Consider the following 23,928-nt stretch of genomic DNA (forward strand, 5'->3'; position numbering starts at 1 on the left):
AGTGATATCAGTAACGCCATCCATTTCGAGGCTTTCACCATTCCCCGTCGCTGTTATCACAAATGACGTCTGCATGTCTAACAATACTATTATTATGCTAAATATCCGGCTGTTCGTCAATATTTCATTCTTCGGATTCCCTGTTTTCGGCTCTCCGTCTTTTTGCTTCAGCTGCTTCTTCATCCAAGTCGTCCGCCCGCTCTGTCTGATCCACATCAGAATCAAGCAGATAATCCCAGTCTTCCGAGCTCAATAAGTCGAGCTGTGCTTCAACAAGCATTTTAAACCTTGCACGGAATATTTTTGACTGCCGTTTCATATCTTCAGTCTGGTTGGCAATGTGACGTGCACTGGAAAGCCCTTCATTTACAATGCGTTCCCGCTCTGCCTCAGCGGAACGCACAATTTCATCTGCACGGTTCTGGGCTGCAGCCTTTGTCTCATCCCCCGCCTTCTGGGCAGTGAGAATCGCCTCATTTATACTCGTCTCAACACTTCTGAAACTATTCAGGTTTTCTTCACGTTCATTGAGCATCCCTTCAAGTTTTGAGATTTCCTCCTCCTGCTTTTCAATCTCTTCCTGAAGTTTTTGTAAATGTGTCCTGACTTCTTTTTCATCCAATCCGCGGTATACTTTTGAAAATTCTCTGTTCACCGCTTCGTCTCTATCCATAACCTTCACCTCTGTACTTGTTTACCCGTCTCTGTATACCTTAATCTCGAGCTTGTATTTCCCTTTTCGGGTCCTGGCAACTAAGGATTCAATCTTGAATCGCCCAAAATGTCTGACCGATACAATATCGCCGGTATCCATTATAAGGGATGGTAGGGTAACAATCGAATGATTTACTTTTACTTTACCCTTTTCGATGCGCGATCTGGATTTGGCCCGGCCCTCATTGATCACTTCCGAAATGACTGTGTCCAGTCTGAAGGAAGAGGACAGGACAGAGATCCTTTTGCCATCGTCTGCCCCTGCTAAAAACTCCGCATGCGGAATTTCCGTCAGAGTCACCGGGGCGTTTTTTATCTTTGTTAAAGATTCCTTGAAAAACGGTGCATATGGACTCGCAATCGCAACCTGTATTTTCTCTGCCGCGATAACGTCGCCGATAAGCGAGCGATCCAGACCGATATTCATCACTGCCCCGAGAATATTTCTATGGTTTAAGGTGACAAACCTGGAGGGATATTTAATCTCATATACCAGGATTTCAAAATCATCCCTGGTCACTTCAAGCATTTCAGGCACGATCATCGCACGCATTCTTTCACGTTCCCCGCCGCCGCCGTAAAATTCGACACGCACTTCAGGGTGTGATCCGGCGATGCTCTCAACAATCCGGCGTTCTCTTGGATCAAGAAAATCCAGCAGTACAGGATAATAATCCCGTACTGCGATTTCGAATTTACTGTTGAACATGGTGATTTTATCATGTTCTTCTTTTCTGAAATGCTGATAGATCTCCTTCATATTTCTCTTGGCCCCCTGCCTCTATCATAAATATATTACCACATTAAAAAATGATCAGATATAAAAACGACAGATGTCTGCCCGCATGTCTTAAGCACACAGACAGACATCTGTCAGTCCTTAATGAATCTATACCAACCCAGTAATGATCGCCCCGAATATCGCATTGAGCCCGCTCATAAATAATCTTATGACCAAAAGTAAAATGATTGGAGATAAATCCAGGACGCCGCCGAGCGGCGGAATCAGTTTTCTTACCGGTTCAAGCAGCGGTTCATATATCTTACCCAGCACCTGTCCGACAACAGATTCCCTGAGGGCGGGCAGCCAGGAGCTTAAGATATAGATGATAAGCCCCCAGAAAAAGATTGGGAAAACGGTGCTAATGAAACTTTGTATAAAAATGACGATATCTATAATTGTTTGATTATCCAAAATAACTCTCCTTAAAATTCATCTGTCTGATCTTTCTCCTCACTGATTTCCCCTTCAACTGCAACACTGTTGGGCGTGCAAAGGAAAATATCCGCACCGACTTTCTGGATGTCGCCGTCGAGTGCATACGCTGTCCCGCTCAAAAAATCGACGATGCGTTTCTTCGGTCCCTGATCCACTTTGGACAGATTGACCAATGCAGCACGTTCGTATTTAAGTTCATCCGCGATATCCTGTGTCTCAGAAAATACCCGAGGTTCAAAAAGACATACTTTTGTATCACTTGCCTGTGTTGCAGCCATTAGCGTCGTCTCCTTATCTCCCTTGATCGCTGTTTGCTTCTTTTCCTTTTCTTTGGATGTGGCAGCAGATTGTCTCCTCTTTGGCCCCCGGATACCTTTTGCCATCGTATTTTCAGACTCTCCATTTTCAGACTCTCCGCCGGTGTCTGTCTGTGCCTTGGAGACTCCCTTTTCGGGACGGCGTCTCCCAGATTGTTCCAGGCTTGTCACTTTGGAGTTTCCGGCGGGTTTCTCCTTGTGTTCAGGCTGCTGTTTGCCGGTATCTTCTTTCCCCTGTTCCGGCAGTTCTTCCTCATATTCGACAACAAACATGTCTTTAAAGAATTTTTTGATGGCCATGGCATTCACCTGCTTTCCATAATTTTACTGCCAATACGCACGTATGTAGCACCTTTTTCTGCAGCAATCTGATAATCGTTGCTCATGCCCATACTGAGTTCACTGATGTTTAGATTATCACTGTTTGATTGTTGAAGTGTCTCTCTCAGTTGGGCCATCCGGTCGAACACCTCAGCAATCAATGTTGCGTCATCAGTGGCCGGAGCCATTGTCATCAGCCCGATGATTTCAACTTTGCTGTATGTGCTTAAACGCTCCAGAAAATCCGGGACCTGATCGGGTGTCAGACCATGTTTGGATTCTTCTCCGGAAACATTGACCTGTATAAAGCATTTTACAATATGATCGCTGTATTGTTCAATTTTTTTGGCAATGCTCTCCCGGTCAAGTGAGTGCAGATAGTACAGGTCATCAATGATATGCTTGACTTTGCGGGATTGCAGCGTCCCGATGTAATGCAGGTTTGCATCATCCGGCAGCGCTTTTCGTTTTTCCAGAAATCCTTCCGTGCGATTTTCACCAAAATCCCGGATTCCTGCTTCATACGCCTCAAGTGTTTCCTCCACTGTATGATATTTGGTGACTGCAATAATTTTAGTCCTGTCTGTAATTTGTGATTTGATGCATTCGTAGTTTTCCTTAATCAATCCTTTAATTCCTCCCTATGAAAGCAAGCGCTCTTCCTGTCCGGCCTTTTTCAATACGAAATGAAAAGAATTTCTCCAGATCTTCAGTGCCATATGCTGATGTATAAACGAATCCGGGCAGTACTCCGCTGGATAGAGCCTGATGCTTATTCACAGTTTTTAAGTCAAGATCATATCCTGAATCATGTGTCCGAAATGCTCCCTTTGGCAGCCCCGATTCTTTAAGGATATCGATCACAGTGTGATCCACAGTATATCTGGAACCGCTGATGCTGACGCCGATCATGACTGCAAGGTCAGCTGGATCGCCGTGGTATGTGTTAATGATGCTGCCGGTAATATTATGGGAAGTCCCCCGCCATCCGGCATGGGCGAGTCCGATAAAATCATCCTTCATGCTCCATACATAAACGGGGACACAGTCCGCAAAATTCATTGTGAGCAGAAGCCCGGTATCGTATGTAAAAATACCGTCCACATTGTATAGGGAATCGGACAGCTCACGGACATTGGTACCCGCATCCGCTTTGAACACTTCAGCGATGCCTCTGCCATGCTTCTGAATCGGAAGTATCCAGGATTCTGGATCAAAACCGATTTCATTGGCCAGCAATTTTTGATGCTGATGCACATTTTCGGCTTGGTCGTCTATATAGAGTGCCATATTAAAACTGTTTTCAGGGTACCGGCTCAAACCGTTATTCCTTTTTGTATACCCAAGCGTGAGGCCATCACGGTTGATCCCGACATAATGATGATGATTCTCCAAATCCATAACTGCACCTCAAAAAATAAGTCAGAAAGGCGCGCCTTTCTGACTTAAAAACTATTTTATCGTCTGCGCCTTGAACGGTTTCTCAAGAATGTAGGCACTTCGTAATCTTCATCTGAATCGGAAGAGATTGAAGTATCCGTGTCAGCTTCTCTTTGTGAAGGCGGATCTTCATGTCTTAACGGAGAAGTGGGGGACACCGACTCTCTTCTTTCTTCTCTTTCCGGTGTACGGTTGATAGTTTTTTCATTGAAACCAGTGGCAATAACTGTGATTACAATTTCATCTTCCAGTTCGGGATTGATCACCGTACCGAAAATCATATTTACATCCTCATCCGCTGCATCCTGGACAATATCGGCCGCTTCCTGTGCTTCAAACAGCGACAGTGATTCCCCGCCCGTAATGTTCATGAGCACGCCCTGTGCACCAACGATTGATGTCTCAAGCAACGGGCTTGAAATTGACTTTTTAGCTGCTTCAACAGCTCTGTTTTCACCGCTGGAGACACCGATGCCCATCAACGCAGAGCCCTGGTTAGTCATTATGGTTTTAACGTCTGCAAAGTCCAGGTTTACTTCCCCGCTGACAGCAATCAGATCGGATATACCCTGAACCCCCTGGCGCAGTACATTATCCGCTTCTTTGAACGCTTCCATCATTGGAGTAGACTTGTCAACGATATCAAGCAGACGGTCGTTCGGAATGACGATTAATGTATCTACGGCTGCTTTCATCGCATCTACACCTGCGGATGATTGTGTCTGGCGCTTCCTGCCTTCAAAAGAAAACGGACGGGTTACAACACCCACCGTGAGTGCCCCCATTTCCTTTGCGATTTTAGCAACGATCGGTGCAGCACCTGTGCCTGTTCCGCCACCCATACCCGCAGTGACGAACACCATATCGGCACCCTGTATCGCATCTTCGATCTGCTCCCGGGATTCCTCAGCGGCTTTCTTTCCGATGTCCGGATTAGCCCCGGCCCCCAGTCCGCGCGTCAGTTTTTCGCCGACCTGTATTTTGGATTCCGCTTTGGATAGATTCAAAGCCTGGCCATCGGTATTGATAGCAATGAATTCGACATTCTGCATACCATCATCAATCATGCGGTTGACTGCATTGTTACCGCCGCCGCCGACGCCAATGACTTTTAATGATGCATTATGGTTGAAACCTTGTTCAAATTCTAACATTTTTATATTTCCTCCCAGTCATTCTTCTTACTCAAACAAGTTTTTAAAGAGCTTTTTCATATAGGCGCGATAGTCTTTTGATTTACCAGACCGTTCACCACTGTCTTCGCTTCTTGTCACCGGTTCTTCCGACTGGTCTGTATCATAGGCGTAGTCGGAATACTCTTCATCGGCATGTGGTTCCTGAACCTTTTCACCACTCTGGGATTCATCAGCAGATGCTTCTTCGAGCTGGCGTGTGTTCGTTTCCCTGCGCTTGTTGAAAAGCCCTTTGAAGAAGCTTTGGGATTCCTCATTCCCAGTCCCCGTTTCAGCCTCTTCATGCTCAGTCTCATAATTATCAATTATAACATATTCAAGAAGTTCATCAAACATAATTCCACTGGAGATGGTGGCAATTGCACTTGAAAATTCAGGTTTCCTGGCTCCCATCTGTCTGGGGATATGAACCCTGACCTTCTCAGTGACAAGATCCTGCATCAATTCTTTCACCCCGAGCAGATTGGCACTCCCGCCTGTAATGATAAACCCGCCGTTCACTTTCGTGACGCCCTGGGTCTGAAGCTTTTCAAACACGCCCATGAGGAGTTCTTCCATCCTCAGTTCGATGATGTCCGACAGATCTTTTGGTGTCACTTCGATGTCGTCACCCCCGTCCCGCTGGGGGACCATCACGATGTCTTCAGCGGAAGCCATATCGTAAAAAGCATGGCCGTACTGCTGTTTCATCTTTTCCGCAGCTTCAAATGATGTATTGAAGGCTTCGGACAGATCATTGGTGATATGGTTGCCTCCGACCGGCAGGCTGCCGGCACCTTTCAGTGTACCTCTTTCATAAAATCCGAACTGGGTCAGTTCGGCGCCGATATCGATCACTGTGCCTCCAAGTTCCACTTCCGACTCGGAGAGCAGATGCTGATAGTTGACAGCGTCCGAATATACATCCATCACGGTCATACCTGCGTCCTCAACACATTTGACCGCATTGATCAGCAGACTGCGGTTGATAAGGATGACACCGGCGGATACAGAAAGTGACTGTGTCGCTATCATCTCCTTCGGATCCATCACCTCATGAAGATCATCTACTTTAAAGTGGTTGGGGTACACGGTAATCACTTCTCTATCCCCGTGCATGGCCTTTTCTCTCAGGGATTCCAAAAGATCTTCAATGTGCGTTCCATTAATCTCTGTGGAAACACCCCCAAAGCGCAATTCCTCTTCACCGGTGATGAATTGGGTATCTGTTATCGGCATTTTCAGAAAAACTTCATCAATATCTACACCCGAAGCAATCTTTGCCTTTTTAATCGTATCTTTTATAGCATTTCTTGCCAGTTCAAAATCTTTGACCATCCCTTTGGATATCCCGTCAGTAAAGGTCTGGCCCGTGCCTATGACGTTCACGCCATCATGGAACTTCTCACCGACCACCGCTTTGACACTGGTAGAACCGATATCAAGGGCAACATAATAATGTTCCTTCAACTCGTCTGCCTCCTAGCAAGCTTTTCAGTTTTTTCTCTAAATACAGTTTACATTATACCTTCTATATTGTGAACTATTAACTTGGAATAGTAAAGCAAAAATACGACTGAAAAATCACTCCTCAGACGCTTCAGAACGATCCCCGAAATTCTGGAGAGCATCTTTCACCTCAACGAGTGATCCGTTCACATCCTCGATATAACCGGCCTGAACAGGCTCTTCATAAATCCCCTGTTTAATCTCTCTGGCCTCTTCAGAACCATAGGGGAGAAAACTGCTGCCGATCTCAAGATCAATCACGCCGCTTGTCGCTTCATCACCGATTTCATCGCGCATGCCGATATAATGGTTCATCTTATCAGCGACAGTCCGGTAATCTGCCACCACTTCCTGGCCGTCATTCATAAACATATGAATGCGGGTGGAAGAAGCATCCGACGGACGGTAATAAATTTCCGATATCCCTTCGAGGATTGCAGGTTCGATATCATTGAGATTATTGACCAGGGTATCGAACTCTTCACCTTCAAAGTAATGAATGATTGGCGCATTTTCAGGCTCCTGCGGATAGCCTCTTAACACCCGTCTGTTTTCCAGTACAGGATAATGACTGCCTTCATTTGAAACATATGCCAACGGGCGGAACTCCTGAACATTGACCTCAATACCGTGCCACCAGTTACGTTCTACGGTGACATTTTCTATTGCCGGCAGGAGTTCAATATTATCTTCAGCCCTGCCGAGATTGGCACTGAACATTTTATCTCCGGCACTGATTTGGAGGCGTTCTGCCAGTTCTTCATCACTGATCAGTGAGTTCCCTGAAATATCCACTTGCTTTACATTGCTGGCGTCCGAAAATACATACCATAGGAGCATCCCGGAAAATAAGATGATCAGGATGAACAGACCCGTATAAACAAACGAACGCTTCGGTTTTTTGAAAAACCGCTTAAAGTCAGTCTTTTGCATTTTTTTTGCCGGCTGACTCTTTTCCCGTCCCTTGCCCTCTTCGGATGATTCAGAAATATTGATCTCGCTGTCCCACCGGCTGAATGTCTCTATGTCCTCGTCACCCGGTTCATCCGCATGGTTTTCAATCACCGGCGCATCCGCCTCTTCTGTATCACTTTCCGGGGTATGTACCGGCTCACCTGCGTCCTCTGATGCCTCACTTTCTTCATCGGGCTCGCCTTCAAGACGCGACGCAATCGGGTCTTCTTCTGACTCTCTGCGCTTCCCTTTCAATTTCTTTTTCATCTCATCAATATCCGGACGGTCCTTCATCAGCTCACCCCCATTTTACTATTCCCCGAGACTGCTAAATCCTTCTTTGAAATGATCTCCCCGCGCTTCATAATCCTTGTACTGATCCCAGCTTGCACATGCCGGTGAAAACAATACAATATCCTTTGACTGACAAATCTCCGCAGCTCTTAATATGGCATCATAAGGATTCTCAACGACATCATATGTTTTTTGGGTCCTTTCGGCCAGAGCGGAAAATTTTTCAGCGGTCTCACCAAAAGTGATGATTGTTCTGACCGGTTCTGTCTCAGGTATCAATTCATCCACAGACTGTCCGCGGTCCAGTCCGCCCGCAATCCAGATAATTGGTGTGTTGAAACTTTTCAAAGCGAAAGATGTGGCAAGGTTATTGGTCGCTTTTGAATCATTATAGAAACCTGCACCTTTGAAATCGCCCAGATATTCCATACGATGCGGGATACCGCCGAATGCTTTTAGCGTTTGTATGACCCCCTCGTCAGTTGCTCCATGATGTTTGGCGGCCAGCAGAGCGGCCAGCATATTTTCATGATTATGCATCCCTGCCATTTTCACTTCATCCAAATGGATCATCGATCTATTTTGATAAGTAATCATGCCGTTCTGGATGTGGGCTGCTGCCTCAGTGTCCGCAGAAAAATATTCAATATCATATGGCAGCTGCAAATTGCCGAGCTTTTCCCGCTGCCCTCCGTTGAATATCAACTTGTCATCCGCTGCCATATTTGTCAGCAGGTTCAGCTTTGCCCGGACATAATTCTCCCATGTGCCATGAAAGTCCAGATGTGCCTCATAAATATTTGTAATAACTGCTGTATCGGGCTTGAAATCATATACTGACATCAGCTGGAATGAAGAAAGTTCCATTACGAGGATGTTATCCGCTCCAGCCTCTCTGACAGCACTTGTCGCCGGAAAGCCGATGTTGCCGCAGAGGATCGGTTTCAATCCGGAGGCTTCCAGCATTTCACCAATCAGGTGAGTGACAGTCGTTTTACCGTTCGTTCCCGTGATACCAATGATTGGCGCTTCTGAAATATGGAAGGCAATTTCTATTTCAGTCATAATTGGAATCTGTCTCTCTAATGCTTCCTGCAAAAAATCAATTGTATACGGGATTCCCGGGTTTTTCACAATGAGCTCTGCATCATTCAACAGGCTCGTCGGATGATGGCCGTCAACAATTTCAACACCCAGCCCTTTCAGTTTCTGTCTGAGCGTCTCATCAGCAATGATCTCATTCGTGGACAAAACAACATCCGCATCGAGTTCAACGAGTGCAGAAACGGCACTTCTGCCGCTTCTGCCATAACCAAGAACGACCACTCTTTTATTTTTGAAACCTTCATAATGTTTCATGCTACATCGCTCCTAACATAACACCGATGACACCGAAGAGAGCGCCTGTCATCCAGAATACGGCAACAATTTTCCATTCACCCCAACCAACAAGTTCAAAATGGTGATGAATCGGTGTCATTTTGAATATCCTTCTGCCTGTCAGTTTGTATGATGCAACCTGCAGCATCACCGATGCCGTTTCTATCACAAAAACGATGCCGATGATGAGCAGCAGCAGGCTCTCATTCAACATGATGGATACAGTGGCGAGGGTGCCGCCGAGTGCGAGTGAACCTGTATCCCCCATAAAAAGCTTAGCCGGATATTTATTGTATACAAGGAAGCCCAGAAGCGCGCCGATGATGATCACAAGAAATACAGCCGTTTCCAGCTCGCCGCGTATTAATGCGATACCCAGGAAGCTGCCGAAGGCGATGATCGCTAAACCTGTAGCAAGACCGTCCAGCCCGTCGGTCAGATTGACTGCATTTGAAAAGCCGACCTGCCAGAAAACAATCCAGACGATGAATAGAAATCCAAGGGGGATTTCAAAATCCGTTCCCGGGACGATAAGGCCGGTTACAATATCAGGAATTGCATTGGTCATGATGAAGTATACGATTACCGATACTGCAATCTGTGCCAGAAATTTCTGCTTGGAGGTCAGGCCTGTATTATCTTTTTTTACAACGATAATATAGTCATCGATAAAGCCGATTAAGCCAAAACCGACCGTCACGATTACAAGAACAAGCATCTTATATGAATCATCCACAAAAAACAGCGAAGCCAATGCAAACAATATCACGGGAATCAGGTAAGTCAGGCCGCCCATCGTCGGTGTACCCGTTTTCACCTGATGGCTCTGGGGGCCTTCTTTTCTAATCGATTGTCCAAATTTCATACGCTTTAAAACGGGGATGGCCATCGGCACCAATACTGCAGTAAGCAGAAAGGCGGCAAGGCCGATTATAAACATTGGCAGTAAATTAAACATTTTGTCCTCCTCTAATCACTCGGGTCGTTGGATTGAAGTGTGAATTCCACCGAAGTATCTTCACTGATTTCAGTCCCCGGACTGACTGACTGTTCATGAATATAGCCTTCACCACTCACTGATACTTCAATGTCCATGAATTCACCAAAAAGCAGCGCCTCACGCTTTGACAACCCGGTAAGATCCGGCATCAGCTGGTCTCCATCCGTTTTTACAAAGAATGTGTCATATGGCAGCAGTGTATCATTTTTCGGATAATGATCTGTAATTTCTTCACCGTCACCAACGACGACCGTATCAATGGTATCCTGGGTCATAGGGTCAGCCTCACTCAGTTCAGAGCCTGTATAATCGCCGACTTCAACAGCTTCTCCGTCCTGATTGTCCTCTCCCCCTTCAACCTCAAGATATTTAAGCGTCCGTTCCATCAGAGGATTGAATCCGCGTGCGACACCATTATCCCATGTTTCCGCCTTATTTTCACTGGCACGTTTTATGCCGTAATAGACGATGACCTCCGGATCATCCTCCGGCGCATAGCCAAGGAAAGATGTCATATATTCATAAGCGCCGTCCAAATAACCGCCATTTTCAGGGTCCGGCACCTGGGCAGTTCCAGATTTTCCAGCCACTTCATATTCATCCAGCAGATACTGGGAGTTATGGTCACGAGAGCCTCCGACCAGAGTGTTGATCTCCTCCTGGGTCCGATCAGCGGCTGCTTCCGGAATGACCTGTCTGACAACCGTCTCTTCATTATCCTCGACTGTTTCGCCAGTCTCCGGGTCTTTCACTTCATCAACGACATATGGCTGCTTCATCTGACCGCCGTTCAATATAGCTGTCATTCCCTGGACCATTTGAATTGGTGTGACTGTTGATGTCTGACCGAAAGATGTCGTTTTCCGCTGCAGCTCGTTATCCCAGGCGATGACACCGGAAGGTTCATTTTGGAAGGGCGACCCAGTCGGCTCGCCAAAACCGAATTTCTGATAATAATCGAGCATTTTATCTTCGCCGACCTTATCCTGGAGAAGCATCATCAGTGCATTTGATGAATACTGCATCCCTTCATTATAAGTAATTTCTCCCCAGCCTTCAGGTTCCCAATCGTTAATGGTATGTCCGTTCACATCGTAGGATCCGGATTCATACGTCTCATCCGGATTATATTCGCCTTCGGCAATTGCAGCAGCCAGACCAAACACTTTAAATGTGGATCCGGGTTCGAATGAATCCTGGTACAGCTTATTCATCCAGCTGTTGCCAAATCCTTCCCGGGTTCTCGGATTAAAGGCCGGCCGCTGCCCGCCTGCCAGAATTTCGCCGGTTTCTGCATCCGCCACAACGGCAAACAGTTCTTCCGGTTTGAAATGTTCCTCCATCGTGTCCAGCGATTCTTCAAGATAGAGCTGGATGTTCGAGTCTATAGTGAGCTGCATATTGGCACCATTCCGGGCCGGCTCGACATTGTCAGAGTTCGGGACCATATACCCCCACAAGTCCTGTGTATAGTCCACCGATCCGTCCGTTCCGCTGAGTATATCGTTATACGCCCGCTCAAGCCCCATCTGTCCTTCCAGTTCGCCTGATTCCTGAGATCGTTCCGCATGACCGACAATATGGGAAGCGAAATTTCCGTTGGGATAAAAGCGTTTCGTTTCAGATTCGAATACGAGTCCGGGAATATCAGAGGCCTCGAGTTCATTTTTCTGATTGAATGATATGTCTCGCCCAGCACGCCCGAATTCCACTTGGAACTGACCATTTTCAATGCCGTCATTAATACGGGATTCTATTTCTGAAGATTCCATATCAATCACTTGAGAAAGACCTTCTGCTGCAGCTTCAGGATCACTGACATGGTTCGGATAATCGCTGTCTGTAATCAGTGCTACACGATAGGATTCCATGTCACTGGCAATCACGTTGCCTTCTCTGTCCAATATATCTCCACGCTCTGCTTCATTGACTGAAGAACGGGAAAACCTTTCCTCTCCATGGGCTATCAAATCTTCGTCATCCAGAGATTTTCCGATCATTAAATAGCTGAATTGCCAAAATATGCAAAGAAAAAGCACTCCTATACCTAAATAAATAAGGAGCGCACCTACAGATAGCCGTTTTGTTTTACTGCCAAATTTGAATCTAATTTTCGCCATATTTCTCAGCAACCTTTATGTTTCCGTTGTTCTGATCGAGTCCGAGTTCATTGGCCTTCTCATAAATTCTGTCGTAAGACGCCAGGTCGGTGACTTCAGTGTTCAGTTCACTGATTTCACCTTCCTTAGTTGCAATATCACTTTCCACTTGTGTGATTTGCGTTTGAAGGTCGTATGCTTCCATTTTTAAAGATAGCACGTAGATTGACACTGTCGCAATTAATATGAATAAAAATAAATATACTAATGTTTCAGATCTTTTCAACCCTACAACATGAGATTTTGTCTTTGTTTCCGCACCGGTTTCCACCTTCTTTTCCGGTGCAGCCCCTGTGTCAGGCAGAACGTTCTTATTATATCTCTCTACTGCCATTATAACAACTCCCTATTTCTGTTTGACGGCAATGCGTAACCTTGCACTTTTTGCTCTCGGGTTTGTTTCAAGTGACTCAGTATCGGCCGTAATCGGTTTTTTATTCACTCTTTTTAAAATCGGCTGATAGCCTTCCGGTATGACCGGCATGTTTCTTGGAAGGTCCGGTCCCTTTTCGTATTCCATATACATCTGTTTGCAAATTCTGTCTTCCAGAGAATGAAAAGTGATGACAGATACTCTGCCATTTTTGCGCAACAGTTCAATCGCCTGGTCGAGCGACCGTTCAAACACACCAAGTTCATCATTTACAGCAATTCTCAATGCCTGAAAAACACGCTTTGCCGGATGCCCGCCGGTTCTTCTGAATTTATGAGGGATTTGGGATTTGATGATTTCAGTCAGTTCAGTTGTTGTTTCAATCGGGGTTTCTTTTCTTAATCTTTCGATTTCTCTCGCAATTTTTTTTGAAAATTTTTCCTCACCATAGCGGAAAAATATGTTCACCAGCTGCTCGTATGAATATGTATTGACTATTTCATAAGCATCAAGTGCTGCCGACTGATCCATCCTCATATCAAGACGGGCTTCTCTGGAATGGCTGAATCCCCTTTCCGTCATGTCCAGCTGCGGACTTGAAACCCCAAGGTCATACATTATCCCGTCAATCTTGTTAATGTTTATGTTTTCAAGTTCGTCCTGTAGATTTTCAAAGTTTGAATGGATGAGCGTGAGGTTGTCGTTCCCCCTGAATCTTTCTTCTGCATTTTTTATCGCGGCTTCATCCTGATCAAATGCAATGAGTCTTCCAGTACTCAACTGACTCAGCAGGTATTCGGCATGACCGCCGCCCCCGAGGGTCGCGTCTATATAAACACCTTCCGGATGTACATCCAGTCCATCCACAGTTTCTTTGAGCAGAACAGTATCGTGTCTGAACATATCCTCACATCCTATAGATTAAAATCAATCAGGTCTTCTGCAATATCTTCGAAGTTATCCTCGGACTCAGTGTAGAAGTTCTCCCATTCATCCGTATCCCATATTTCTATTCTTCCGGAAACACCAATAACCGTACATTCTTTTTTTAGACCGGCATATTCTCTCAGATTTGAAGGGATATTGATTCTGCCCTGTTTGTCCACTTCCACCTGGGCAGCACCTGAAAAGAATAACCGCATAAATTTTCTTGCATCTTTTTTAGTCAAAGGCAGAGATTTCATTTTTTCTTCAATTCGTGCCCATTCATCGAATGTGTAGCCGAACAGACACTTATCGAGACCACGGGTGATGACAAATGCTTCACTCAGTTCCTCACGAAATTTGCTTGGTACAATCATGCGTCCCTTAGAATCAAGCTGATGCTTGTATTCACCCATGAACATGCCATCACCTCCGCCTATATATGTAATTTACCACATCTCCCCACTTCATACCACAATTTATCGGCTATTCCCTGGATTTTATTTTCAGACAATAAAAAAGACAGTTTTCCGAATTCGGAAAACTGTCTTTAAATGGCGGTTTTAAAAGGTTTTTATAATAGTCAGATCTGTGGTGTAACGAAGTGGAGGCATAGTGGAGGGAACTTGAAATACCCAGGGATGATAAACCCTTTCCTGCAATGCCCCGTCCGGCATCAATTTTTCAACGGCCTCGTCCAGGTCATTTAACTGGTGTCTCAAACTGCGTTTGACTTCCAGCTGATACCTTTTCTTCAGATAATCAAGCTGTCTTTCATGTATATGCATATTGGCTTTTATCAGATCTTCATATTGGTCTCTGCCTTCAGCACTCAGCATAATTTTATAATCTTTCTGTAATTTGCCGGCAATTTCATCTACTTCATCTTTGAATGATTCATCTGTATTCTCCCTGACTAATGATTCTTTTTGCACTTCGGCCTGATGCATCATATCCGGGGAAAGACGCAGATTATATCCTGTCATCAGTTTGACGGTTCTCTGATCTGCATGAATTATCTCCATGCGTTTTAAAACGATCGGCATCTTAAGATCCATCGCGTCAAACACTTCGTGAAGCTCTCCCCAGTACTTCACTTCAGCGCCGCCGCCCGCAAAAATCAGAGTGTTAAACAGCATCTCCTGCATCAGCGGCCGTGTTACCACATTGTTGCTGAACGTTTCAGGACTGTCATAGAGCCTTTGTAAAAGGGCGGATTTATCCACAGGGCCGTCATCCGAGTGAAATTCACCTGCTTTAAATTCGAGCAGTGTCCGCTTATAATCCGAGCCGGTAAAAAGGTGGGCATTACTATCAGTTTCTATGACCGGGCGGAGTTCAGCCGACCTGTTGAAAACCTTCTGTCCGTGCCTGAATGCACGATCGATATCAGAATGATTCTGAACCATCTGTTCGAACATCGGAATCTCAAGTTCCCTGATGCTGCGGGAGTGGGCGTTGAAGATAATTAAACCATCTTCCTTGAAGGCATCGTGTACCAGTGCATGGAATAACTCCGTCCAATAGTCATTGGTCTCAATCATTTCCGCCACTAACCGCTTCTTTTCCTTTAAAAAGCTGGAATCCCCGCATGCTTCAATAATCCTGTCCAGGACATTTTTCATTTCTGCCTTGTCATACTTATAGAATCCGAGACTCATCGGGACGGTCAGGTTGGGCTTATATGATATTTTCTGTCTTCTTCTGTGGTCGCGGTCGTATATATGCGTATGATTGACTTCTTCAAAATCGTGATCTTCACCTGCCACCCAGAAAACCGGCACAGCCTCATAATCGAAATTTTCCCTGATTTCATCCGTCAGCACAAGCAGAGTGATGATTTTATGCATAATATATGCCGGGCTCATAAAAAGACCGGCCTGCTGACCACCAATGACCACCCGGTGACCGCTTCTTAACTTATCTATATTCAATCGCTGCGGTTCACTGAGACCGAAGACTGCCATCTCCTCTTCAATAATATCAGCAAGCTTTTCTGTATGATCGTGAACCGGCCTGTCTAAAACAGAATCAATGCTTTCTTTATCATAGGTCATATTTTGATAGAATCCCAACAGCGTTTCATCTTTCTTTGAGAATCGTTCTAAAAATTTATCCTTCTGGAAGTTTATACATTCAATTTCCATGACTTATCTCCTTAATTAAAGATGTTATAATAATTATAAATACTATAAACACAGAAAACAATTGAATGGTTTCAAATGGATATACTATAATGATGATAAAGGAGAGAGTGATAATGGCAGAGGTAAAAAACTTAGCAATCAATTATAAAACAGTTGAAGACTTTAAAAAGTTCAGGGAATATGGTGCGCAGGAGCTTCAGATGACAAAGGAACTTGAAGCTAACATGATTGACGCAAATATCGATTCACCATTTTACGGCATCTATGTAGGAGATAATCTTGCGGCACGTATGTGCCTGTTCAAGCAGGACGATGAGAAGAACAGGAAGCCTATTTTCGACCCGCCACATGAATATCTGGTGATCTGGAAACTTGAAGTCCTGGAAAAATATCAGGACAGGGGGTTCGGCACTCAGCTTATCGACTATGTCAAACAGTTTGACTTCCCTGTAAAAGCAATCAGCCGCCAGAATGCGCGACCGTTCTTTGAAAAACACGGTTTTGAAACACTGCCATATGATATCGAGCGTGATATGGCCGATGACTCACTTGTCTGGTATCCACAGGGATATGTACTTAAACAGCAGAAAGAACTGGATACAGAAGCCGGCACAGAATAACCGGAAAAAAGAGCAGTTGATGAGTATTCATCAACTGCTCTTTTCAGTCTGCCAGTTAATTGGCGACAACATCTTCACCTTTATAACTGCCGCACTCTTTGCATACACGATGAGAAAGTTTCATCTCTCCACAGTTTGGGCATTCAACCATGCCAGGTACTGAAAGTTTCTTATGCGTACGTCGTTTTCTTTTGCGTGTAATTGAAGTTCTTCTTTTTGGTACTGCCATATCTTAATCCTCCTTATTTCCATTGTCACTTTCCGGTAGCAGTGACTGTAGCTTTGATAGTCTCGGATCCACTTTCTGCGCTTTTTCCTGAGCCAGCGCCTCTTCATCTGTGACTGTCCAATCCCTGCCGCCTGCAGGCACTTCATCACTCTCAGAAATGAAGTTCGGGATGTTGACGACGATCAGTTCACGCACAACCGGCTCCAAATCCAATGTGTGGATTACCGGATGTACATTTTCATCCAATTCATCCGTCTCCTCCACATCTTCATCAAATGATTCATAGGATTCAATATGAAGTGGCACTTCGATATCTTCCGAGGTCCGGCTGTCGAGCATATTTACTACCGTATCGATAGTAAGTTCTATGCCGATGCGTCTGTGACCGACATCCATGTCACCCTTAACGGACGTCTCATTAAAACTGAGAACATCTGTCCGGTCTGTGATTTCCTTGAACTGGATTTTTTCATTCACAGACATGCCTTTTTCCTTGAACTTTTTAAGCTGTGTCAATGACCATTTCATATAGTCTCACCTCTTATGAGCACAAAAAACATTGTACAATTTACAAGGTCTTCTGTCAAGTTGATTTCTTAACACCCATATATTTTCTTCCCGTCGTTTTTGCTACAATGTTAAGTATAAATGAAAGGGGTCTTATACATGATTATCACATCTTTAATCACCGAATACAACCCGTTCCATAACGGCCATATACATCATATAGAAGCATCCAGAGAAGTGAGTGGCGCCGATGTCATGATTGCCATTATGAGCGGAAATTTCACGCAGCGGGGCGAAATAGCGGTCACGGATAAATATACACGTGCCGCTGAAGCCATCAAACACGTTGACCTTGTGGTTGAACTGCCACTCTATAATGCCGTGAGTTTTGCTGATGATTTTGCCAAAGGGGCAATTCATACTGCTGCTCTTCTTAACTCCACACATGTCGTTTTTGGCAGTGAATCCGGTGACATAGATGACTTAAAGAAAGTCTATGGAAACTTGAAGCGATCTGATATCAAAGAAAAGATGACAGCGTTTATGAAAGACGGCTACAGTTACCCGAGAGCGGTCAATGCAGCCATCGGCGGAGATGTTTTCAAGGGTTCTAACAATACACTTGGACTATCATATATACGCGCAATTGATGAACTGTCTTCAACCATCACACCGATGACGATACAGAGGGTCGGCAATGAGTATAGTGAGGAAACACTCTCCTCATCCAGATTCTCAAGCGCAACCTCACTGAGAAAGGCGCTTGAGAACAATAGAAAGGACGAAGCAGCACATTATATGCCGGAATCGCTTGTGAATGCCATCTCTTCTGAAGGGGCAGTATCAAATGCCGATATTTTCAATTCGTTAAAAGTCATCATCACACGTGCCGGCATCAGCGAACTGAAAAACATCTATATGATGACAGAGGGGCTTGAACACCGTATCAAGTCCAAAATCAGAAAGCACAATAACTACGAGTCGTTCATCAATGACCTCAAAACGAAACGGTATACGCGTACAAGGCTCAACAGGCTCATGATATCCATACTTCTAAACATCACCAAAGGTGAAATGGCCAGATATAGAATGCCGGAAGCCGTCCATGTACTTGCGATGAATAAGACCGGCCGCAGCTATTTAAAAACACTGCCCGAAGATCTTGAAATAATTACTAACGTAAACAGCAAAAACCGCAACCTCATCCACCGGGAAGTTGCGGCCACTGATATTTACAATGTGTTCAGCCAGTCAGACCGGAATGATTTCAATACACCCGTCATTATTCGTGATTGAACTTCTTTTTCAGGGCAACTTCAATTTCCGGCGGCACGACATCCTCAACTTTGCCATCGTATTTTGCCACTTCCTTGACAATGGAGGATGAGATAAATGAATAATTGTTGTTGGTCATCATATAGATTGTATCAATAGTACTGTCGAGTTTCCGGTTCATCGAAGTCAGCTGCATTTCATATTCAAAATCACTGACGGCCCGCAATCCTCTGACAATCGCACCGGCACCCACGTCCTTACAAAAATCAACAAGAAGGCCGTCGAACTGTCTGATTTCAACATTTGGAAACTCCTGAGTCACCGTTTCTATCAGCTCTACTCTCTCATCAGGTGTGAACAGCCCGGGTTTCGATGAATTTTTCAGTACAGATACGTAAACTTTGTCAAATACCTTGCTGGTTCTTTCAATAATATCCAGATGTCCATATGTAATGGGATCAAAGCTTCCCGGACACACTGCAACTCTGTCCATGTTTACCCTTCCTTTACAAGTACATTTATCTTAATGGTACCATAAACCGCTTCTTTCACGCTCTTAAACGGGGATGTATTGTAATTTTCATCCTTATGGCTTTCCACTACAATCAGTCCGTCCATTTTCAGTATACCGTATTCATCAATCATCTCAAGTGCCCGGGGGGCTATATTTTTATGATAAGGGGGATCTAAAAAAATCAGGTCAAAAGATTTTCCTCGCTTGGACATCGCCTTAACCGCTCTCCTGTAATCATTTCTAAACACTTCCACAGGCTCTTCGATACCCTTGATATTCTCTTTCACAATACGAATGGCATCTCCTGCCCCATCTATGAACATCGCCTTTTTGGCTCCGCGGCTGAGCGCTTCAAGTCCAAGGGCGCCACTGCCCGCGAAGAGATCAAGCACATCCCCTTCGATATCACCGAGGATATTGAAAATATTCTCCCTGACTTTATCAGTCGTGGGGCGGGTATCCCTGGAATCCAGTGTTTCAATTATCTTCGATTTATACTTTCCGCTAATGACTCTCACTGTTCTATTCACTTTCTTTCTATCAAGGGTTGGTTTAAAATGATGCATGGGAGTTGATTACATGCAAAAATTCATTACACTGGGCGAAGGCTACGGTGAAATATTCGAACTGGAAAGTCTGATAAACCATAACTACACCAGGGTGGAGAAATCACTTTTTCTGCATACTGACAACCATCCATCCACTTTTCTGCTGGTAATGAAACCAGTACGTGGAAACTTCCAGGCAATCTACACCCTATACATGGGCATCCCATACAGAGACGGTGAAGGACGGAAATATAATATGATACGCCAATGGTGTGAAGAAAAAAACATTCCGGTCATTGAACTTTCAACACGCAATCCGGATGATTTTTATGAACGCGAACAATTTTATCAATATATGACAGGGGTGCTGAGGCTCAACCATCTGCTCCGGCCTTTATGATAAAGGTTCAAAGAGACTATATGACACGGTAATCCTCAGCTTCAAAGTTCTCAGTACCGTAATCCTTTCTGATATTCCGATATTCACTGACGATGATGTCCCTTACATATTTGAGCTTTTCCAGTTCCCCGATTGTTTGGGATAGCTCAGATTCATATATATATAGCAATAAGTACTTTTTATCCTTGTTCACATATATAAGATGACCGTATCTTTTCAATTGTCGTATAAACTTATTTTGTTTAAAATATATATATATGCCGATGCGTTGTTCTAGCATTACAGTCCCACCTTATAAAATCCTTTAGAGATATGGTACCATGGATATTAAGAGTTTTAAAATGAATCTATTGACTGGAGGCAGCAGAATATGAACAAGTGTATCAAAAGACTTTTAGCAGCAGCAGGTGTAACCGGTGGTATAATCGGCGGACTGTGGGTTGGAACCAAAGTGATGTCCGAACCGAGAATCAGAGACATCAAACCGTATTTCAGACACCGCTCCCCATATATTTTCGCACACCGTGGCGGTATGGGACTTGCGCCTGAACACACAAAAGCTGCATTTGACAAGGCCAATGAGTTTGACGTGGATGGATTTGAAGTCGATGTACGCATGACAAAAGACGAAGAGATTGTCCTGTTCCATGATGCATATGTTGACCGCACTTCCAACGGTGCAGGACGCATCAATAATATGACACTTCAGGACCTCAAACAGCTTGATTTCGGCTACCACTACAGAGATGTTGAAGGCAGCCATCCTTTCAGGGGTGCAAACGATGCAAAGATCATGACACTGAAAGAACTGCTTGAAAGTTATCCGGATAAACTCATCAATATTGATATCAAAGATGAGCCGGAAACTTATGAAGGCAGTTTGATACCAAGCCTGCTCTATCGTTTGATTGATAAGACGGGCGTGCAGAACCGGGTCCTGGTAACAAGTTTCCATGATTCCCAGATTGACCGTTTCGGACTTTATTCCGGAGATACAGTTGCGCTTGGTGCCGGTACCGACCAGGTACGGGACGCGTATCTGGCATACACCACATTCTTTAAACATCTGTATACGCCAAAAGCGGATACTTTCCAAATGCCTGTAACCGTCAACAACATACCGCTTGATCATGAAGGTTTTATCGACTATCTGCAGAGTCTGAATATCGCAGTGGGCTACTGGGTGGTCAATGAAATGGATCAAATGGATGCGCTCATTCAAAAAGGCGCCCATACGATCGTTACCGACTTTCCGGATATCAGCTTCCATCTGTTGAATGAAAGATATTAAGTCATAAAATCCCCCTCTTTGACAGAGGGGGATTTTTATGACTTCATATTGCTGCCTGAATACCACAGCTGCCGCCCGATGAGCAACCGCCTTCCTCCCCGACGGAAAAGAATGGGTTGTCGCTGACTACATTGACGTTTTCGCTGACGCCTATGGATACATGATAGAGAATCTCATCAAGCAGCGCCTGCAGCTGATATTCTGCACGTCTGTATTCCATGATTACAGGGTGCATATCCAGCTGTTTTTTAAATTGGTTAATCTCCCGTCTCTTCGTGCTGAAGTCAGGGTGATATTTACCAAACCGCTGAACTTCCTCAAAATCCTCTTTCAATTTTGTAAAGCGATTTATCATACCTGATACTTCCGGGTCAGTGTCCAGAAGCTGGCTGTATTTGCAGTAGTGCTGATATATTTCCGTCTCCATTACCTTTTCATTCAAGGCATCGAGCTGATCCATGACTTCCATTTCCTTTTCAGTAATCATTTATATCACCTCTCGTTCAATAGTATCACAACATTCCGCTTCCTTCTATATGCGTTGACATGAAAATTCAAATTCCATTTGCAACTATTCAAGTTTTGAATTAAAATTAAAGTAATGCAAAATGCTTAGGGAGGAAAGTTCATGGTTTTTGAAAACTCTGGTCTTGAAAAAATGGTTGTTTCCCAGGACATTCTAAAGGATACAATGAACAAAAATGGATTTGTACTCGGGGGTTCTTGGGATTATGAACGTATGACTTATGATTTTAAATATGAGATACCTGAAGGCATCTATTACTTGCGTATCCCCGGCTACTCTCTGGAAGGAGATGTGGGCGCACGCAATGCTGTACTGCAGCTTATGGATCCATACATGGGTAAACATTATTATCCGACAGGTGTCGAATACAGCAGTGATGAGCATTTCCCCGAAAGAATAGTGAGTCATGCTGTGGATCAAATCAGAGCTGTCACAAAAGATTTGAAAGCATTAGTTTAAATATACTTATTTGTAACCGGGACACTCGATTTGTGTTCCGGTTTTTTCAAAGAAAAACCAAATCCTTTATGAAAGGATTTGGTTAGCAGATTACCCCTGGAATATCGCACGGAAGAGCGACGTCGTATCTCCGCCCGGATAGAGAATATAAAGCAATACATAAACGATGACTCCGGTGATTGCCGTAGCGAACCATATGACTGCCGCCCATGGTCCAAGCTTCCTGTGCTTGGACAGCTTTTCCTTAACACCGAAATAGATCTGTATGCCGCCTATGACAGCACCTGTAGTGGCCAGAGTAATATGAAATACAAGGAATACCGTGTAGTACGGCACCAAATAATCCGGTCCGCCGAATTGGGTATTGCCGATAAATATCGTCCGGGATACGTAAACGATAAAGAAGGCGATTGCGCTGATGGCAGCATACGTCATCAGTTTCTGATGTCCATTTATATCACGATGCCTCTTGATCTTCACCAGACCTATCGCCATGAAAATTGCGCTGAGCACGATGAAAATTGTGCTGATTGTCGGTAAAAAATGCACGGTGAATTTCTCCTATCTCTTTTATCTATATTGCCTGTAGAATTCTTTCTGCAGCTGCGCTTCTTCCAGTGATCGTCTCGTGACTTCCTCTTCGTCTCTGCGCTCCTCCCTGTACCAGCGTGAGAAGATATACCCGAGCATGAACGCGAAGAATACTTCCTGGAGTACTTTCATAATAATTCCGCCCGTCTGCTGATCTCTGATCGGTGTGGTATCTGTGAAATATTCGGGGCCGGAAATTACTCCCTGACCTGCCAGACCCTCGAGAATGCCTGACGGTACACAAAGTGCCATAGCGGACAACCATGCGTCGCCATTTGTATATGTATTATACAGAGGGTCTCCTGCAAAAATGATCAGGGCGCATGCCGGTGTCAGCAGCGCACCGATCCCGAAGATATATAACAGCTTAAACAATCCGCCCATATGGTTTTCCTTCGGTTCGACCCTGTTAAAGATCGGATAGAACATCAGGACTGCAAGCAGGAATAAAAGGACCATAAAACCATTATGTAGAAGTGCACTCTGTTTTAAGTAATCAAGCATCACCGGCAGATGATAGATTGAAAACGCACCGATAAACAGCATGAGTACGACAAGCGGATATCCTGTAATGCTGAAAATCTGTTTTACCACCGGCAGATTCACAAAAGCTTTCTGGAGATAATCAGGTACAGCAAAAAATAGCAAAGGCGCAATCAGCAGAAACACAACCGCCATCTGAAGCATGTGGAAAGTGAACAGAATATGGCTGAGCAGATCGACGGGCGCACCATACATTGCATACAGCAGAATCATGCTGGTTACGAAAAGGACGCCCTCTCTTAATTTTAGCGGCCTGCCTGCTTCAAATTTTCTATACCATCTTTTTGTGATAATGAAATACATTACTGTCAAAAATATTGTGAAAGCGAGGAAAAACGGGCTCCAGTTTGCTATGAAGCCAAATATGGATATAGATGAAAGATTTTCCATTGAAATCAGTCCTTTAAAATTTCACTCACATTAATTATAATTTTAAAGATTTCCCATATCAAGCAATCCTGATGACAATATCATGACAAAAGGAGGCCGGCAAACCAGGTTG

At 44.5% G+C, this 23,928-nt stretch carries 29 protein-coding genes; 5 read left to right on the forward strand and 24 right to left on the reverse strand.

Translation table 11 applies throughout. The annotated features are described in order from the left end of the window. Positions 1–124: 124 nt before the first annotated feature. The 16 genes from G343_RS0113640 to bshC form a co-directional block, all read right to left on the reverse strand. Positions 125–673: a DivIVA domain-containing protein gene (locus G343_RS0113640; RefSeq protein ID WP_020008721.1), complete on the reverse strand. Its 549-nt coding sequence runs from the start codon at positions 671–673 to the stop codon at positions 125–127. A 21-nt stretch (positions 674–694) separates the two neighbouring features. Beyond that, complete coding sequence (locus G343_RS0113645; RefSeq protein WP_020008722.1) at positions 695–1,474, reverse strand: YlmH family RNA-binding protein; 780 nt, start codon at positions 1,472–1,474, stop codon at positions 695–697. A gap of 129 nt (positions 1,475–1,603) precedes the next feature. After that, positions 1,604–1,909: a YggT family protein gene (locus G343_RS0113650; protein ID WP_020008723.1), complete on the reverse strand. Its 306-nt coding sequence runs from the start codon at positions 1,907–1,909 to the stop codon at positions 1,604–1,606. Positions 1,910–1,920: 11 nt separating this feature from the next. Next, the gene (locus G343_RS15870; protein WP_020008724.1) at positions 1,921–2,550 is read right to left on the reverse strand and encodes a cell division protein SepF; all 630 of its coding nucleotides are present in this window, start codon (positions 2,548–2,550) and stop codon (positions 1,921–1,923) included. Between the two features lie 5 nt (positions 2,551–2,555). After that, on the reverse strand, positions 2,556–3,194 hold the full coding sequence (locus G343_RS0113660) for a YggS family pyridoxal phosphate-dependent enzyme (RefSeq protein WP_026366413.1): 639 nt from the start codon (positions 3,192–3,194) through the stop codon (positions 2,556–2,558). 7 nt (positions 3,195–3,201) lie between these two features. Beyond that, the gene (locus tag G343_RS0113665; RefSeq protein ID WP_020008726.1) at positions 3,202–3,972 is read right to left on the reverse strand and encodes a purine nucleoside phosphorylase YfiH/LACC1 family protein; all 771 of its coding nucleotides are present in this window, start codon (positions 3,970–3,972) and stop codon (positions 3,202–3,204) included. 56 nt (positions 3,973–4,028) lie between these two features. Beyond that, entirely contained in the window at positions 4,029–5,165 is a 1,137-nt protein-coding gene (ftsZ, locus tag G343_RS0113670; RefSeq protein ID WP_020008727.1) for a cell division protein FtsZ, read from the reverse strand. Positions 5,166–5,192: 27 nt separating this feature from the next. Next, positions 5,193–6,653 carry a cell division protein FtsA gene (gene ftsA / locus G343_RS0113675; RefSeq protein ID WP_020008728.1) on the reverse strand — a complete coding sequence of 487 codons (1,461 nt, stop codon included), beginning with the start codon at positions 6,651–6,653 and terminating at the stop codon, positions 5,193–5,195. Between the two features lie 114 nt (positions 6,654–6,767). After that, positions 6,768–7,940 (reverse strand): cell division protein FtsQ/DivIB, encoded by a 1,173-nt coding sequence (locus G343_RS0113680; protein WP_020008729.1) that lies wholly within the window; start codon positions 7,938–7,940, stop codon positions 6,768–6,770. 18 nt (positions 7,941–7,958) lie between these two features. After that, positions 7,959–9,299 (reverse strand): UDP-N-acetylmuramoyl-L-alanine--D-glutamate ligase, encoded by a 1,341-nt coding sequence (gene murD, locus G343_RS0113685; RefSeq protein ID WP_020008730.1) that lies wholly within the window; start codon positions 9,297–9,299, stop codon positions 7,959–7,961. 1 nt (position 9,300) lies between these two features. Next, positions 9,301–10,260, reverse strand: coding sequence for a phospho-N-acetylmuramoyl-pentapeptide-transferase (mraY, locus tag G343_RS0113690; RefSeq protein WP_033426643.1), 960 nt, complete (start codon positions 10,258–10,260; stop codon positions 9,301–9,303). A 29-nt stretch (positions 10,261–10,289) separates the two neighbouring features. Next, complete coding sequence (locus G343_RS0113695; protein WP_156823642.1) at positions 10,290–12,320, reverse strand: penicillin-binding transpeptidase domain-containing protein; 2,031 nt, start codon at positions 12,318–12,320, stop codon at positions 10,290–10,292. 106 nt (positions 12,321–12,426) lie between these two features. Beyond that, the gene (ftsL, locus tag G343_RS0113700; protein WP_020008733.1) at positions 12,427–12,813 is read right to left on the reverse strand and encodes a cell division protein FtsL; all 387 of its coding nucleotides are present in this window, start codon (positions 12,811–12,813) and stop codon (positions 12,427–12,429) included. 12 nt (positions 12,814–12,825) lie between these two features. Further along, a complete protein-coding gene (rsmH, locus tag G343_RS0113705) occupies positions 12,826–13,755 on the reverse strand; it encodes a 16S rRNA (cytosine(1402)-N(4))-methyltransferase RsmH (protein ID WP_020008734.1) in 930 nt (309 codons plus the stop codon). Between the two features lie 11 nt (positions 13,756–13,766). Continuing rightward, the gene (mraZ, locus tag G343_RS0113710; protein WP_020008735.1) at positions 13,767–14,198 is read right to left on the reverse strand and encodes a division/cell wall cluster transcriptional repressor MraZ; all 432 of its coding nucleotides are present in this window, start codon (positions 14,196–14,198) and stop codon (positions 13,767–13,769) included. A gap of 141 nt (positions 14,199–14,339) precedes the next feature. After that, entirely contained in the window at positions 14,340–15,923 is a 1,584-nt protein-coding gene (bshC, locus tag G343_RS0113715; RefSeq protein WP_020008736.1) for a bacillithiol biosynthesis cysteine-adding enzyme BshC, read from the reverse strand. A 113-nt stretch (positions 15,924–16,036) separates the two neighbouring features. On the opposite strand from bshC, the gene G343_RS0113720 reads away from it, so the two are divergent. Further along, positions 16,037–16,543: an N-acetyltransferase gene (locus G343_RS0113720; RefSeq protein ID WP_020008737.1), complete on the forward strand. Its 507-nt coding sequence runs from the start codon at positions 16,037–16,039 to the stop codon at positions 16,541–16,543. 55 nt (positions 16,544–16,598) lie between these two features. Here G343_RS0113720 and rpmF read toward each other — a convergent pair whose 3' ends face one another. Both rpmF and G343_RS0113730 read right to left on the reverse strand, forming a co-directional pair. After that, the gene (gene rpmF / locus G343_RS0113725) at positions 16,599–16,772 is read right to left on the reverse strand and encodes a 50S ribosomal protein L32 (protein ID WP_020008738.1); all 174 of its coding nucleotides are present in this window, start codon (positions 16,770–16,772) and stop codon (positions 16,599–16,601) included. 3 nt (positions 16,773–16,775) lie between these two features. Then, a complete protein-coding gene (locus G343_RS0113730) occupies positions 16,776–17,300 on the reverse strand; it encodes a YceD family protein (RefSeq protein ID WP_020008739.1) in 525 nt (174 codons plus the stop codon). A 138-nt stretch (positions 17,301–17,438) separates the two neighbouring features. On the opposite strand from G343_RS0113730, the gene G343_RS0113735 reads away from it, so the two are divergent. Further along, a complete protein-coding gene (locus G343_RS0113735; RefSeq protein WP_020008740.1) occupies positions 17,439–18,575 on the forward strand; it encodes a nucleotidyltransferase in 1,137 nt (378 codons plus the stop codon). On the opposite strand, the gene coaD is transcribed toward G343_RS0113735, so the two are convergent. Next, entirely contained in the window at positions 18,562–19,047 is a 486-nt protein-coding gene (gene coaD / locus G343_RS0113740; RefSeq protein ID WP_020008741.1) for a pantetheine-phosphate adenylyltransferase, read from the reverse strand. The two genes, G343_RS0113735 and coaD, sit on opposite strands and share 14 nt — an antisense overlap. 2 nt (positions 19,048–19,049) lie before the next feature. Next, a complete protein-coding gene (gene rsmD / locus G343_RS0113745; protein ID WP_342662128.1) occupies positions 19,050–19,598 on the reverse strand; it encodes a 16S rRNA (guanine(966)-N(2))-methyltransferase RsmD in 549 nt (182 codons plus the stop codon). A 49-nt stretch (positions 19,599–19,647) separates the two neighbouring features. Between rsmD and G343_RS0113750 the strand changes: the two genes are divergently transcribed. Then, complete coding sequence (locus G343_RS0113750) at positions 19,648–20,016, forward strand: DUF7147 family protein (protein WP_020008743.1); 369 nt, start codon at positions 19,648–19,650, stop codon at positions 20,014–20,016. 16 nt (positions 20,017–20,032) lie between these two features. On the opposite strand, the gene G343_RS0113755 is transcribed toward G343_RS0113750, so the two are convergent. Continuing rightward, positions 20,033–20,296 carry a DUF2129 domain-containing protein gene (locus tag G343_RS0113755; protein ID WP_020008744.1) on the reverse strand — a complete coding sequence of 88 codons (264 nt, stop codon included), beginning with the start codon at positions 20,294–20,296 and terminating at the stop codon, positions 20,033–20,035. Between the two features lie 90 nt (positions 20,297–20,386). Here G343_RS0113755 and G343_RS0113760 point away from each other — a divergent pair, with 90 nt between their 5' ends. Then, the gene (locus tag G343_RS0113760; RefSeq protein WP_020008745.1) at positions 20,387–21,307 is read left to right on the forward strand and encodes a glycerophosphodiester phosphodiesterase family protein; all 921 of its coding nucleotides are present in this window, start codon (positions 20,387–20,389) and stop codon (positions 21,305–21,307) included. 43 nt (positions 21,308–21,350) lie between these two features. Here G343_RS0113760 and G343_RS0113765 read toward each other — a convergent pair whose 3' ends face one another. After that, the gene (locus tag G343_RS0113765; protein ID WP_020008746.1) at positions 21,351–21,794 is read right to left on the reverse strand and encodes a YlbF/YmcA family competence regulator; all 444 of its coding nucleotides are present in this window, start codon (positions 21,792–21,794) and stop codon (positions 21,351–21,353) included. Positions 21,795–21,935: 141 nt separating this feature from the next. On the opposite strand from G343_RS0113765, the gene G343_RS0113770 reads away from it, so the two are divergent. Then, positions 21,936–22,292, forward strand: coding sequence for a YugN family protein (locus G343_RS0113770; RefSeq protein ID WP_020008747.1), 357 nt, complete (start codon positions 21,936–21,938; stop codon positions 22,290–22,292). 90 nt (positions 22,293–22,382) lie between these two features. On the opposite strand, the gene G343_RS0113775 is transcribed toward G343_RS0113770, so the two are convergent. Next, the gene (locus G343_RS0113775; protein WP_020008748.1) at positions 22,383–22,841 is read right to left on the reverse strand and encodes a DUF420 domain-containing protein; all 459 of its coding nucleotides are present in this window, start codon (positions 22,839–22,841) and stop codon (positions 22,383–22,385) included. 21 nt (positions 22,842–22,862) lie between these two features. Then, positions 22,863–23,816, reverse strand: coding sequence for a cytochrome c oxidase assembly factor CtaG (gene ctaG / locus G343_RS0113780; RefSeq protein ID WP_020008749.1), 954 nt, complete (start codon positions 23,814–23,816; stop codon positions 22,863–22,865). Between the last annotated feature and the right edge of the window lie 112 nt (positions 23,817–23,928).

This window comes from Salinicoccus albus DSM 19776, assembly GCF_000385175.1.
GTDB lineage: Bacteria > Bacillota > Bacilli > Staphylococcales > Salinicoccaceae > Salinicoccus > Salinicoccus albus.

Bases quoted from the DNA above. Each gene is read 5' to 3' on its own strand.
- ftsZ (WP_020008727.1), bottom strand. From the start codon at position 5,165: ATGTTAGAATTTGAACAAGGTTTCAACCATAATGCATCATTAAAAGTC.
- G343_RS0113735 (WP_020008740.1), top strand. From the start codon at position 17,439: ATGATTATCACATCTTTAATCACCGAATACAACCCGTTCCATAACGGC.
- G343_RS0113765 (WP_020008746.1), bottom strand. From the start codon at position 21,794: ATGATTACTGAAAAGGAAATGGAAGTCATGGATCAGCTCGATGCCTTG.
- G343_RS0113770 (WP_020008747.1), top strand. From the start codon at position 21,936: ATGGTTTTTGAAAACTCTGGTCTTGAAAAAATGGTTGTTTCCCAGGAC.
- G343_RS0113750 (WP_020008743.1), top strand. From the start codon at position 19,648: ATGCAAAAATTCATTACACTGGGCGAAGGCTACGGTGAAATATTCGAA.
- ctaG (WP_020008749.1), bottom strand. From the start codon at position 23,816: ATGGAAAATCTTTCATCTATATCCATATTTGGCTTCATAGCAAACTGG.
- G343_RS0113730 (WP_020008739.1), bottom strand. From the start codon at position 17,300: ATGAAATGGTCATTGACACAGCTTAAAAAGTTCAAGGAAAAAGGCATG.
- ftsL (WP_020008733.1), bottom strand. From the start codon at position 12,813: ATGGCAGTAGAGAGATATAATAAGAACGTTCTGCCTGACACAGGGGCT.
- murD (WP_020008730.1), bottom strand. From the start codon at position 9,299: ATGAAACATTATGAAGGTTTCAAAAATAAAAGAGTGGTCGTTCTTGGT.
- coaD (WP_020008741.1), bottom strand. From the start codon at position 19,047: ATGGACAGAGTTGCAGTGTGTCCGGGAAGCTTTGATCCCATTACATAT.
- G343_RS0113760 (WP_020008745.1), top strand. From the start codon at position 20,387: ATGAACAAGTGTATCAAAAGACTTTTAGCAGCAGCAGGTGTAACCGGT.
- G343_RS0113680 (WP_020008729.1), bottom strand. From the start codon at position 7,940: ATGAAGGACCGTCCGGATATTGATGAGATGAAAAAGAAATTGAAAGGG.
- mraY (WP_033426643.1), bottom strand. From the start codon at position 10,260: ATGTTTATAATCGGCCTTGCCGCCTTTCTGCTTACTGCAGTATTGGTG.
- rpmF (WP_020008738.1), bottom strand. From the start codon at position 16,772: ATGGCAGTACCAAAAAGAAGAACTTCAATTACACGCAAAAGAAAACGA.
- G343_RS15870 (WP_020008724.1), bottom strand. From the start codon at position 2,550: ATGGCCATCAAAAAATTCTTTAAAGACATGTTTGTTGTCGAATATGAG.
- G343_RS0113720 (WP_020008737.1), top strand. From the start codon at position 16,037: ATGGCAGAGGTAAAAAACTTAGCAATCAATTATAAAACAGTTGAAGAC.
- bshC (WP_020008736.1), bottom strand. From the start codon at position 15,923: ATGGAAATTGAATGTATAAACTTCCAGAAGGATAAATTTTTAGAACGA.
- mraZ (WP_020008735.1), bottom strand. From the start codon at position 14,198: ATGTTCATGGGTGAATACAAGCATCAGCTTGATTCTAAGGGACGCATG.
- G343_RS0113695 (WP_156823642.1), bottom strand. From the start codon at position 12,320: ATGATCGGAAAATCTCTGGATGACGAAGATTTGATAGCCCATGGAGAG.
- rsmH (WP_020008734.1), bottom strand. From the start codon at position 13,755: ATGTTCAGACACGATACTGTTCTGCTCAAAGAAACTGTGGATGGACTG.
- G343_RS0113665 (WP_020008726.1), bottom strand. From the start codon at position 3,972: ATGGATTTGGAGAATCATCATCATTATGTCGGGATCAACCGTGATGGC.
- G343_RS0113640 (WP_020008721.1), bottom strand. From the start codon at position 673: ATGGATAGAGACGAAGCGGTGAACAGAGAATTTTCAAAAGTATACCGC.
- G343_RS0113645 (WP_020008722.1), bottom strand. From the start codon at position 1,474: ATGAAGGAGATCTATCAGCATTTCAGAAAAGAAGAACATGATAAAATC.
- G343_RS0113755 (WP_020008744.1), bottom strand. From the start codon at position 20,296: ATGCTAGAACAACGCATCGGCATATATATATATTTTAAACAAAATAAG.